Annotated in this window: 9 protein-coding genes; 4 read left to right on the top strand and 5 right to left on the bottom strand. The window is 41.7% G+C overall.

Going from position 1 to position 13,107, the window contains the following annotated elements:
• Positions 1–18: 18 nt before the first annotated feature.
• The 5 genes from ACQY4U_RS07070 to ACQY4U_RS07050 form a co-directional block, all read right to left on the bottom strand.
• Positions 19–1,377 carry an alpha-L-fucosidase gene (locus ACQY4U_RS07070; RefSeq protein ID WP_428328692.1) on the bottom strand — a complete coding sequence of 453 codons (1,359 nt, stop codon included), beginning with the start codon at positions 1,375–1,377 and terminating at the stop codon, positions 19–21.
• A gap of 22 nt (positions 1,378–1,399) precedes the next feature.
• Positions 1,400–1,729: an L-rhamnose mutarotase gene (locus ACQY4U_RS07065; RefSeq protein ID WP_428328691.1), complete on the bottom strand. Its 330-nt coding sequence runs from the start codon at positions 1,727–1,729 to the stop codon at positions 1,400–1,402.
• A 172-nt stretch (positions 1,730–1,901) separates the two neighbouring features.
• Positions 1,902–3,125, bottom strand: a complete 1,224-nt coding sequence (locus tag ACQY4U_RS07060; protein ID WP_428328690.1) for a BamA/TamA family outer membrane protein — start codon at positions 3,123–3,125, stop codon at positions 1,902–1,904.
• 263 nt (positions 3,126–3,388) lie between these two features.
• Positions 3,389–3,619 carry a hypothetical protein gene (locus ACQY4U_RS07055; protein ID WP_428328689.1) on the bottom strand — a complete coding sequence of 77 codons (231 nt, stop codon included), beginning with the start codon at positions 3,617–3,619 and terminating at the stop codon, positions 3,389–3,391.
• Positions 3,606–6,236 carry an outer membrane beta-barrel protein gene (locus ACQY4U_RS07050; protein WP_428328688.1) on the bottom strand — a complete coding sequence of 877 codons (2,631 nt, stop codon included), beginning with the start codon at positions 6,234–6,236 and terminating at the stop codon, positions 3,606–3,608. Before ACQY4U_RS07050 ends, ACQY4U_RS07055 begins: the two co-directional genes overlap by 14 nt.
• Before the next feature lie 283 nt (positions 6,237–6,519).
• Between ACQY4U_RS07050 and ACQY4U_RS07045 the strand changes: the two genes are divergently transcribed.
• The 4 genes from ACQY4U_RS07045 to ACQY4U_RS07030 all read left to right on the top strand — a co-directional run bounded on the left by ACQY4U_RS07045 (position 6,520) and on the right by ACQY4U_RS07030 (position 13,106).
• Entirely contained in the window at positions 6,520–7,605 is a 1,086-nt protein-coding gene (locus ACQY4U_RS07045; protein ID WP_428328687.1) for a sensor histidine kinase, read from the top strand.
• Entirely contained in the window at positions 7,602–8,363 is a 762-nt protein-coding gene (locus tag ACQY4U_RS07040) for a LytR/AlgR family response regulator transcription factor (RefSeq protein WP_428328686.1), read from the top strand. The genes ACQY4U_RS07045 and ACQY4U_RS07040 overlap by 4 nt, the downstream gene beginning before the upstream one ends.
• Before the next feature lie 255 nt (positions 8,364–8,618).
• Positions 8,619–9,830: an efflux RND transporter periplasmic adaptor subunit gene (locus tag ACQY4U_RS07035; RefSeq protein ID WP_428328685.1), complete on the top strand. Its 1,212-nt coding sequence runs from the start codon at positions 8,619–8,621 to the stop codon at positions 9,828–9,830.
• Positions 9,831–9,947: 117 nt separating this feature from the next.
• Positions 9,948–13,106: an efflux RND transporter permease subunit gene (locus ACQY4U_RS07030; protein WP_428328684.1), complete on the top strand. Its 3,159-nt coding sequence runs from the start codon at positions 9,948–9,950 to the stop codon at positions 13,104–13,106.
• Position 13,107 lies beyond the last annotated feature (1 nt).

The following is a 13,107-nucleotide window of genomic DNA, read 5'->3' as shown; positions in this document are numbered from 1 at the left end:
AATTTTTATGACCTGTAATTATTCAAGCGTAAGTTCAACAACCGGAATTTCGTAATCAGGCTTTTTCTCCGGGAGTGTAAGTATTAAATCACCTGTATTATCAGCAGCCGGTTTGTACAATAACTCGGAATGGTCATTTAAAAACTGTGCGTATTTAATTTTACCACCATAGCCCGACAATACCAACTTGCCATTAGCCGGGTAGTTATACAACTGTACATATAAACGTTTGGTAGTCTTATTGTAAGTAAGCTTTTCGCCTTCGGGTATTTTATAGGTATCAGGCGCGTAAGTACAGTTATAAATAGAATTGCTGTTTGCATGCATCCAGTGGCTCAAGCTATCTAAGGCATGTGTTGCGCGACTGTCAAATTCCCCACGGGCAGTTGGGCCTACGTTTAAAATCAGGTTACCACCGTTGCTTACCGAGGTAATCAACAGATCGAGCAGCTGGCGGTGAGTTTTCCAGGTATTTTCGTCCCTGTAATAGCCCCATGAACCCGAAAATGTTTGGCAGGTTTCCCAGGTTTGGCCCCTGTATTTTGCCAGTTCGGCGGTGCTTACCTGTTCGGGGGTAACAAAATCGGCGCCGTCTTTATATTCTTCCAGGTTCAGCCTGTTATCAACAATAATTCCCGGCTGTAATTTCCTGATCAGTTTTAATAATTCTACTGATCCCCAGTCCTCTCTACCTTTTCCATGCCCATCTTTTTGCGGGAACGAAAAATCGAGCCATAAAATATCTATTTTGCCATAATTGGTTAATAGCTCGGTGATCTGGTTGCGCATATACTGCCTGTATTTGGCCATATCGCGCCCCTTATTGATCCGGGCATAATTGGCATCGCTTTTATCTTTTGGCGATTGCGGATGAATATCATCAATGGTATAATCTGGGTGGTGCCAATCGAGCAATGAGTAGTAAAACCCAACCTTTAAGCCCTGTGCCCTAAAGGCGTTAACATATTCGCGCACCAGGTCGCGTTTGGCCTGGGTGTTTGGGGCTTTATAATCGGTATATTTTGAATCGAACAAACAAAAACCTTCATGGTGTTTGGTGGTCAGCACCGCGTATTTCATGCCGGCTGCCTTCGCTTCTTTGGCCCATTTCTGCGGATCAAAAAGATCAGGGTTAAACTGATCGAAATACTTCTGGTAACCTTCGTTGGTTATTTTCTCGTTATGCTTAACCCACTCGTGCCGTGCAGCACCTGAATATAATCCCCAGTGGATGAACATCCCGAAACGGTCGTTTTGCCACCATTCCATGCGCTTCTCCTTTTGGGCATCAGTTTCGGTGCCTATCCTTTTTTGCGCAAATAAAGCTGAAAAGGTTAAAAAAGAAAGTATTAGTAATAAATTCAGTTTTTTTAACATAACGGCAGGTAATTAAGTTTATTTATAATTCAAATATCTTATTCATCAGTACCCATTTTTCGCCCTTCATGGCTTTTTTCAGCGGTTCCTGAAAATTCCACATCAGGGTTTCCCACGCCTGTACCTTACTGTTAACTGCGTCCGCTTCATTCTTTTTCTCAAAGCTGAAATCATCAACGGATTCCATTATCATAAATAAACGGGTATCAAAACGGTAAATCTCCATTGCTGTTATGCCCGAATCACTGATACTTTTAAGCACCTCGGGCCATACCTGTTTATGGTATTTTTCATATTCGGCTATAAGGGCAAGGTCGTCTTTAAGATCAAGTGTTAAACAATATCTGTGCATATTACATTTATTAAATAAGGCTGCAAATACCACCAGCAAAATTTAACATTTTTTATGCTAAATATTTATCAGGCTGCAGGCAAAACACTAAAATTTAATTGAACAGGAACGTATAATGGTTATGCAAAGAAATGAGATTACGCTAAATAATCATCATAAATTATTAAAAACATCAAAACACTTCGCCAAGGTTCACAAAAAAGCCATGTGAGCCATAAATGCCATAGGCATAATCAATACAAACATTGGTATTGGAGTGTTTATTGATCTTTATCCTTAAACCTGTACCACCGGCTGGGGCAATTTTTTCAAAACTATTAGTTTGGTACCCGGTAAAACTTTCGGCATTGGCAAATACAACACCGCCTATGAGGCCGTTATGGGTAATGCCAAAACGATATTCACTTTCTAAATAAAGCCTGTCCTTACCCCTGAAACGGTTTTGGGCATAGCCGCGGCCGCTGTTGTTATACATATCATCACCGGTTGCAGGCAGATCAAGGTATGGCGTATTACCGCCCGTAAAAGTGGCGAGCGACCAAAACGCAAGGATATTATTAGATAGCGGCGATAATTTAAAATACTTTCTGAAATCTAACTGCAACTCGCGCCAGTTGTGGTCGCTTCCTAAAAAGGTAAAATTATTGCGATACTGGATAGATGCAAAGGCCCCGTTAAGTGGATTGATAGGGTTGCGGCGGCTATCGTACAACAGATCAATATTAAATCCCGATGAAGTTGATGATGATGTTTTACCATATTGATCAAATTCGGTTTCGCTCTTATCTTTTGTACCTGTTTCGCTGATGTTGTAATGGCGGTCGAGGTTATAACCAAAACCTACATAATAATCAGGAATAACCTTTTTAAACAAGGTTGCATAAGTGCGGATATATGAAAAATCAATGGGGTCGTCTTTAGCATCCGTAGCCGAAGTACCCAGGCCATAGGTATCGTCGGGGTACCTTTCCAAGCGCAGGTCAGTAACCAGTTTATAGTTGTTATTATCGGCCCAGATCTCAGACCTGCTTACAAAGATCTTTTGCCCTTTGGTATCATAAGTAAGTTCGGCATCAATGGCCGATAAATTTTCTTTATGACTGCTGCTTGTATAAAAAGCCACGTTGCCGGTAAGATCTACCGCGAAACCTGTTGAAAGCGAATACCCAATTGCCGGAACAGCCGAGAAATTTAACCTTTGCGGTTTTTTCCTGGCATCAGAACTATTCTTTTTAAAGATCTCTTTTAAAATGTCTATAGCATCCCGCTGTTTGGATGAATCGATGAGCGGGGTGGTTTGCTCAGTGTGTTTTTTAATGGAAGTATCCTGTTGAGCAAAACTTTTTAAGCAACAAAATAAGGCAATAAGGCAAAAGGCGTATTTAATTTTTTTCAAGACCGGGGTATTAGTGAGTAAATATATACGACAAACACGTAATTAACGATCTTGTTCTGAATAAAAAAAGCGTTCCGTATCTCACTCGGAACGCTTCGCTATTAATTTTTCAAATCAATAACAATCAACTAAATCCAGGCCAGCCTCTCACCTCCGGCCTTTTCTCATGATCCTTGTAAAAGAACCTACAAGCTTTTTAATTTCATTATGCTCATTGTGTCTATATGACACTTGAAATTTCAATCTGTTACACTGTTAAAAAATTAATCAGCACTTGGACCACCTCCCGGAGGAGGGCCTCCGCCACCCGGCGGCGGACCACCTGGCCCACCCGGGCCGCCCGGACCCATACGTGGTGCCTTACCCGCCATTTTCTGGAAACGGTAGGTAAACGTTAACAAAGCATATCTACCTAAACGGTTGGCATTGGTTTGTGTAACGTAGCTGCCATTCTGTGTGCTGCTATACCCGGTATTTTGGTTAAATATATCCATTGCCGAGCGTAGCCATATTACCCTTTAAAAACCTACGCTCAACATAAGTATTCAGGATGTTGGGGTTGGTAGCACCTTTATAGCCATAATAAAGAGTCTTTGTATAATCGTAGCTCCATGTCCAATCCTTCCAAACATAGTTTTTACCGTTAACCCCTAATATCCAGCTTCTGAAATTATCATTAATGCCCGTTTGGGTGATGGAATTTTTTGATGAATTGATGGCGTAGGTAGTGTTCAACTCTGCGTCAATAACATCGGTAATATCCACCCTGAAACGGATCCCTTGCGATAATACAATGGTTTTGGCAATATTTTTCTCTGTGGTAAAATCTAAAGTAGTTGGATCGACATTGGTAATGTATGATATGTTGTTGCTATACGATGCATTACCGATGAAGAACAGGTTGTATTTACGTTTTTCCCAGGGCTTGGCAAATACATAAAACCCCTGTGCCGTGTAATAACCGCTTGCATTTTTATACTGGGTTTCAATAGTGCTGGATAGCTTGGGATTTGGTGTATAACCGCTTGGATAAGTTATAGTGTTTGATACTATTTTATTATCGGTTTGGGTAAATGATAAATTACTGAAGAAAACATTGCCCGACTCAAAATTGAACTTATTGTACCTGAACGAAAAGCTGTTGTTATACTCGGGCTTTAAATCAGGATTACCTGTTATAGGGTACGATGCATTGGAGAAATCAGTTACCGGCTGCAACTCCGAATAGGTAGGCTGGTTGCTGCTACCACTATAGTTAGCGCTGATTGATTGTGTACGCGAAAAATTATAGATGTAATGCGCATTTGGCGATAAGTTAAAGGTGCTTACACTGGTTGATTTACCCGTAGTTGGTGAGTACCCGTTCAATGTGGTTGGCTGCGCGGTTACCCCTAAAACATAATTGAATTTTTTATCAATAAAGCGGTAGTTTAACCCAAACCTGTTGGTTATAAAAGTGAAGTTATAGTTATTGCTCAGCAGATCATACCTATTTACCGTATTATCATTGGCAAGGGTATCTGTCAGCTTATCGGCAGTGGTATAACCGTGGTGATAGCTGTAATTAACTTCTACGTATGATTTTTTGCTCAATGGCTCGATGTATGAAATTGATGTACCCAGCGTATCAGTATGGCTGTTGGTGTTGATAAACTGATCTAAAGGGGCATTTGCAGCTCCTTGTATATAGGTATAAACCGGGTTTTGATAGGTATTACTGGTTGAACGCCCTGCACCGATATTGATGCTGAAGTTACGGCCATGCCCATTAAACCGGTGGTTATACAAAGCATTTACACCATAGTTCGGCGCCGATGAATTGGTTAACGAATTAAAAGTATAATCAGATACTATCCCGGCATTGTTTTTTAAAATGTTTGAGCCATCCTGCGTGGTGTTTACACCAGCGTAGGAGTATGATGGGGTTACCTTTAAAAAATTTAAAGTATCCGGCTTGTACTCGAGGTTAAAGTTGAAACGGTGATTTTTCTTTTCATCATTTTGGGTACTGCTCTGGTTATTGACGCTTGGGTTATCAAGCGATATATTATTCTGTATGGTTGAGCTGATCGTATTAACAGAATTATCAGAAAAGCTGTAGCTGCCGTAAACGGTTATTTTTTTACCCCAGGAATCGCGGTAGTTAAAGCCAATAGAACGGGCCGTAGTTATACCGTTGGTAACATTGTTACTTCCCGGAGGGCCGCCACCACCGCCCGAACGGCCACCCGGGCCGCCAAAATTAAACAGGTTGGTGTTGGTATTGTTCAGGTTGCCCAATACGGCTATCTGCTGGTTATCATTAAAGTTGAATAAGTTGGCTTGCGCAATATAGCGGGTACCATCCTTGCTGCCGTCAATTTGCGGTATGGCATCCTGGCCGGCCCCTGCGCTGGCTTGGCCAAAGTAGCCGTGGTTTCTGCTGGGTTTTATGTTAATGTTTAAAACAGTTTCAGGCTCCCCGGTTTTAATGCCGGTAAGGTTGGCCTGATCGCCATAGTCGTTCACCATCTGCACATTTTGAACAGCGTCGGCAGGCAGGTTTTGCGTGGCTGTTTTTAAATCGCCACCAAAAAAATCTTTGCCATTTACTCTAACCTTGGTAACACTTTTACCACGAAAGGTGATGTTACCATCCTTATCCACATCGGCACCGGGTATTTTTCTTATCACATCCTCAACAGGTGCACCATCACGTACCTTGTAGGCAGCGGCATTAAACTCAACGGTATCTTCTTTTATTTTTATCGGCAGCACATCACTAATGGTTACCGTGTTCAGCATGGTTGTTGAAGCTTTTAAAATTATCGGTTTTAAAAACACCGGGTTATTGGTATTATCCAAAACCATGCGGCGTTTTATAGGCTCGTACCCTATAGATTGTACCACCAAACTAAACTGGCTTGCCTTAACACCTGTAAAAACAAATGTACCTTTCGCATCTGTAACAGTAGTCAGGCTATCTTTATCTGTCAGCAATTTAATAGTTGAGCCAGGCAGGGTAAGCTTGGTTGAGTCCTGAACCGTACCGTGCACGTCCCTGCCAGTTTGGGCAAAGCTTTGTGTGCTTATTAAGAGCAGTGCAGCGATAAAAAAGTATAGAAGTTTCATATTATCTTTATAATTAGATGCTGCAAATAAATACCAAACAAAATTTATTAAAAAACACAATAGACAGGGGTATGATACAAGTAGACAAAACCCATGTTTTACCCTATAAAAGCATGGTTTAAATTCTCGCAGGGCAACCCCCGGTTTTTAAAGATGATTATCAGACCTTCGTCGGTAAACTTTGGCCCCCGGTAGAATTTGATTGACTTTATTTAGATTTGGTTTGTAATATTGCTGATATATTATAAGCCAATTAACCAACTGATAACAAAACCTTTATGAAATGATTGTTACCAAATCAAAAAGCAAGCTATTTACCATCATCATCCATATTTTAATATGGGCGGTATTTGGTATGCTGCTTTTTTTCTTCACCCCATTATCATGGAATATAACTGTGCCCTACCAGCTTTGGATAAAACAAAGCATAGCAATAGGTATGCTGGTTGTAGCTTATTATTTAAACTCGTTTATACTGGTTCCCCGGTTTTTGTTAAAGAACCGTACAGCCATTTACATGGTTTCCATTATTATAGTTGCAACCGTAATTGTGGCTTTAAGCCGTTATGTTGATGAGTGGCTGAATTTGCCGCAGTTATTGGATGAAGCTTTTCATAAAAGCGGCCCGCCAAAAAGGCACAGGGGCCATCACGACTGGGATATTGCTACAATGGCGGCACTTTTGGGCACCAGCGCACTGGTACTTGGCATAAGCACCAGCATTACCGCCATTGAAAAATGGCAGTATGATAAACAGCTTCACCAGGAAATGGAACAGGACAGGGTAAGCTCTGAACTATCGTTCCTGAAAGCGCAGATCAACCCGCATTTCTTTTTCAATACGCTTAATAATATTTATGCGCTTACGCTGATCAACGGCGATACTTCCCGCAAGGCTATTCACCAGTTGTCAAGAATGATGCGCTATGTATTATATGATACGCAAAACAGCACCACACAACTTAGCCAGGAAATTGCTTTTATAAAAGATTATATCAGCCTAATGCAGCTTCGCTTAACTGATGTGGTTAAAATAGAATTTACTTCGCCCGATGTATTGAAGGATACCGCACTGGCACCCATGATATTTTTACCTTTTGTTGAAAATGCCTTTAAACATGGAGTAAGTGCAACCCAGCCAAGCTCTATCAATATATCAGTATCCCAAAAAGATAACCAGCTCGAATTATCGGTAGTTAATACCATAATTAAGGAACAAAGTAATAACTTAGAGGAAGGCAGTGGCATAGGGCTAAATAATACCCGCCGCAGGCTCGATCTGCTATATCCCGGGAAATATACTTTAGCTATAAATGAGGACACTGCCGGAAGCATTTATTCAGTTTACCTAACGCTCGATCTGTCATGATAATTAATTGCATAGCTGTTGATGACGAACCTTTGGCCCTGGGCCTGGTATGCTCATTTATTGAGCAAACACCATTTTTAAATTTGGTTGGCCGGTATTCAAGTGCGGTAGAGGCTTTGCGGGCAATCCATTCGCAAAAGGTTGATGTAGTTTTCTTAGATATTCAGATGCCTGATCTTAACGGTATTGAACTGGCCCGTGTGCTTGATAACAGCAAAACCAATAAACCCCGCATTATTTTTACCACGGCATATAATCAGTTTGCCTTAGAAGGCTACCGCGTTGATGCTTTGGATTACCTGCTCAAACCATTCAATTACGAAGAGTTTTTGCATGCTGCACACAAAGCATTGGCTTATGCCGAGTTGATTAAAAAATCGACAGCAACTCCTATAGTGCAGCCTGTTGCAACAGCCAATGTTGAAGAACGCATTGAGGATGAATACCTGTTTTTAAAGGTTGAATACCAGCTGGTTCGCCTAGCGCTTAATGATATTTTATACATTGAAGGCTTAAAAGATTATGTAAAGGTTTGGCTGCACAGTGCCGAAAAACCAGTACTATCATTAACCAGTTTAAAATCGCTCGAAGAAAAACTGCCCTCAAAAAAATTTATGCGCGTACACCGCTCCTTCATCGTATCGCTGGATAAGATCAACTCTATAACCCGCAACGCACTGCAAATTGGCAAGATCAATATTACCGTTGGCGATCAGTATAAAGAAGCCTTTAGCCAGTTTTTAAGCAAATGGGTATAGTTTTTTTGTAACACTTTGCTATTTTAAACGTCAAATAACAAAGTCCGGGCAAAACAGGCTATACAATTATATAAGTCCCCTCATAATTGTTTCGCTGCCGGTAAATAATGCTTTTTACCTATCTGCTGATTGCCATTTACCGGGATGGTTGTTTTGTAAAATCATTAACTATTATTAACATTTATTTCCGGTACTAATAAACTAACGCTGTTATATTTGCAGACTAAACAAAAGCCTGCACACGCTTATCACCCAATGAATTTTAACAAACATTCTGCTTCATCGTTAACAACTACTTTTAACCATTTGCTAAAAACCACTTTACTGGCAATACCCGTTTCGCTATTCATGTTGTCATGCGCCAGCAAGGGTGCTCCAAACGGTGGCCCGGCAGCCGGTGGTACACCAAGCTATAAGGTACTTACGCTGCAACCACGGTCGGCCACTTTAAATGCCGATTATCCTGCAAGTATACAAGGGTTACAAAACATTGAAATAAGGCCAAAAGTTGATGGTTTTGTTGAGGGCATTTTTGTTGATGAAGGTTCATTGGTAAAAAAAGGACAATTACTTTTCAAAATAAAGGCACCCCAATATGAGCAGGATGTACGCACCGCCGAAGCAGGCATAAAAACTGCCGAAGCCGACGTAAGTGCTGCCAGCCTACAGGTAAACAAAGTAAAGCCACTGGTTGAAAAAGACATCATCAGCCATTATGAATTGGAATCGGCACAATTCACGCTTCAATCAAAGCAAGCTGCTTTGGCGCAGGCAAAAGCCGCATTGGTAAATGCACGCGTAAACTTAGGTTACACTACTATCACCAGCCCTGTTAATGGCGTTATTGGCTCCTTACCTTATAAATTAGGTAGCCTGGTAACCAGCAGCACTACCGATCCTTTAACAACCGTTTATAATACAGCAACCGTGTATGTTTACTTTGCTATAAACGAAAAGCAACTACTTGATTTTAGTAAGGATAGCACAGGGAATAGCGGCTCACTTAAATCAAAATTAAGTAACCTGCCAAAAGTTTCTCTACTGCTATCTAACGGTTCCGTTTATGACCATACCGGTAAAGTTGAAACCATTAATGGATTGATCAACACCGCCACAGGCTCCGCAAATTTCAGGGCTGCTTTTGAAAACCCTAAAGGTCTTTTACGCAGCGGCGGCAGTGCCACCATCCGGATCCCTTCTACGGTAAAATCGGCTATTGTAATTCCGCAAACGGTTACTTATGCTTTGCAGGACAAGCGCTTTGTTTTTGTGGTGAATAAACAGAACAAGATAAAGAACCAGGTAATAACCGTTATGGATAATACCCCAGGCCAGTTTTATATTGTTACCAGCGGTTTACAAGGTGGCGACAGGATAATTATTGAAACGGTAAGCAATATTAAGGACGATACCGAAATTAAACCTAACGAGGTTAGTGCCGAATCTGTTTACAAAGACTTAAAATAAGGTCTGTACCGGGCACAATACTTTGTGTTCCCTGAAATATATAACGGTGGCATTAATAAGATCCACCTATCCTGATCAGCAAAAAGACGCATTGCGTTAGCTACATAAAAAATAAAAATGTTAAAAAAATTCATACAGCGGCCCGTACTCTCAACTGTTATATCGGTATTGCTGGTTATACTGGGGATGCTGGGTTTAATCAGCGTGCCTATTTCTCAATATCCTGACATTGCCCCGCCTACGGTACAGGTATCAGCCGGGTACAATGGTGCCAATGCCGACGTGGTATTAAAAAGTGTGATCATCCCTTTAGAGGAACAGATTAACGGTGTTGAGAATATGACTTACATGACCTCATCTGCCAGTAACGATGGTTCGGCCTCTATTACTGTTTACTTTAAGGTAGGCACCAACCCAGATTTAGCTGCGGTAAACGTACAGAACCGGGTATCAAGGGCAGCAAGCCTTTTGCCGCAGGTGGTAACAGAATCGGGCGTTACGGTACAAAAAAGCCAGAGCAGTAACCTGATCATTTTTGCGCTTTACAGCGATAACCCTGCTTATGACGAAACCTTTTTACAAAACTATGCCAAAATAAACTTAGTACCGCAAATACAACGTGTAACCGGTGTAGGCGATGCCAACGTTTTTGGTTCGCGCGATTATTCTATGCGTATTTGGCTAAAGCCTGATGTAATGTCGCAATATAGTTTGGTTCCAGATGATATTAATACGGCTATCAACGAGCAAAACATTGAGGCCGCACCCGGTAAATTTGGTGAAAACAGCGGGCAGAGCTTTGAGTATGTGATACGTTATAAAGGCCGCCTTAAAACCGCTTCCGAGTTTGGCGATATTGTAATAAAATCGGTAGGCAAAGGTCAGCTTTTACGCTTAAAAGATGTTGCCCGTGTTGAGTTGGGTGCTTTAGATTATTCGTTCCACATCCGAACCAATGGCTTACCGGCGGTAGGTGTTGCTATCAGCCAAACGTCAGGCTCCAACGCCCGTGATGTAATTAACGAAACCAAAAAGATATTAGACGAAGCATCCACCTCATTCCCCAAAGGGATGAAGATCACTTACCTGGTTGATGCCAACGAATATTTGGATGCATCGATAGAAAAGGTTATCCGCACGCTGATTGAAGCATTTATATTAGTGTTTATTGTGGTGTATGTTTTCCTGCAGGATTTCAGGTCAACCCTGATCCCGGCCATTGCGGTTCCGGTGGCTATTATTGGTACCTTCTTCTTTTTAAACCTGTTTGGTTTTACCATTAACCTGCTTACGCTTTTTGCCCTGGTGCTGGCCATAGGTATTGTGGTAGATGATGCCATCGTCGTCGTCGAGGCGGTACATGCCAAGCTCGATCTGGGTTATCAATCGGCAAGAAAAGCATCTATTGATGCCATGAGCGAGATCTCGGGTGCTATCGTATCTATAACGCTGGTAATGTCGGCCGTATTTTTACCGGTAACCTTTATATCAGGTTCAACAGGTGTATTTTATAAACAGTTTGGTATCACCCTGGCTATAGCCATCCTATTATCGGCAGTAAATGCGTTAACACTGAGCCCAGCATTGTGTGCCATATTTTTAAAGCCCCACAGTGAGGAACATAAAAAGAAAAATTTTGTACAAAAGCTTTTTGTAAGCTTTAATACCGCTTTTGATGTTACCACGCAGAAATATAAAAAATCGGTTAACTTTTTAGCGCATAAAAAATGGATAGTTATCGGCGCAATCGTATTGTTTTCGGCAGGATTATTTTTGCTGATAAAAACCACCCCATCAAGCTTTGTGCCTAATGAGGACCAGGGAACCGTGTTTGCTGCGATCAGCTTACCTCCAGCCTCATCAATGGACCGTACCAACGCCATTGCCGCGCAGGTTGACAGTATTGGCCATACCATCCCATCGGTACAAAACACTTTACGTTTGGTGGGCTTTAACTTTATTGCCGGTTCGGGCAGTGCATACGCTATGGTGATTATGAAGCTAAAACCCTGGGACGACCGCAAAAATGAAAGCCTGGAGAGTGTAATCGGCAAGCTGTCGCAAAAAACGGCTGGTATAAACGGTGCCAGTATCTTTTACTTTTCGCCGCCTACCATACAAGGTTTTGGTAACAGTGGTGGCTATGAGTTTCAGTTACAGGATAAAGGCGGCCACTCTACAGAAGAAATATATAAAGTAAGTACCACCTTTTTGGATGCCCTTAAAAAACGCAAGGAAATTCAAAGTGCCAATATTTCCTTTAACCCTAATTTTCCGCAATACCAGGTTGATATTAATGTGCCCAAATGTAAAGAGGCCGGGGTTACGGTAACTTCTGTTATCAGTACTTTGCAGGGTTATTATGGTAGTATCTACGCATCAAACTTTAACGAGTTTGGCAAGCAATACCGTGTAATGATCCAGGCCGATTACGGTTACCGCTCAAACCCGGTTGGCTTAAATAAAATATTTGTACGTAATGATGCCGGCACCATGGCGCCTATTACCGAATTTGTTACGCTGACTAAAGTATTTGGCCCCGAATCTATTTCGAGGTTTAACCTGTTCACGGCTATTTCGGTTACGGGCTCACCAAACCCGGGTTATAGCTCGGGCGATGCCATTAATGCTATAAAAGCAGTAGCTGCCGAAAAACTACCTGCGGGTTATGGCTATGAGTTTTCGGGCTTAACACGCGAGGAATTATCTACCGGAACACAGTCGGCTTATATCTTCCTGCTTTGTTTGGTGTTTGTATTCTTCCTTTTGAGTGCGCAGTACGAAAGCTATATTTTGCCTTTTGCAGTGCTCCTATCATTGCCTATCGGTTTATCAGGTACTTACATTTTTGCTAAGGTTGCGGGTATCGACAGTAATATTTATTTACAGATCTCATTGATCATGCTCATCGGCTTGCTGGCCAAAAATGCCATCCTGATCGTAGAGTTCGCGCTTGAACGCAGGCGTACCGGGATGGAAATTGTTCAAGCCGCCATTGAAGGTGCAGTAGCCCGTTTGCGCCCAATTTTGATGACCTCATTTGCCTTTATATTTGGTATAATGCCCTTAATGTTTTCAACAGGTGCGGGAGCAATTGGTAACCGTTCAATTGGTACGGGTGCAGTTGGTGGTATGTTTATAGGTACCTTATTAGGTGTATTTGCCATACCGGTATTATTCATCATTTTCCAAAGCTTACAGGAAAAAATAAGCGGCCCGCCACACTTAAAGAATTTTGACGAGGATGATAAGGAAGCAGTTATCATTTCAAAATAAG

Origin of the sequence: Mucilaginibacter sp., from assembly GCF_965277465.1 — a bacterium.
Taxonomy (GTDB): domain Bacteria; phylum Bacteroidota; class Bacteroidia; order Sphingobacteriales; family Sphingobacteriaceae; genus Mucilaginibacter.
The sequence above is the reverse complement of the archived record's forward strand: the minus strand, read 5'-3'. Positions and strand labels throughout refer to the sequence as shown.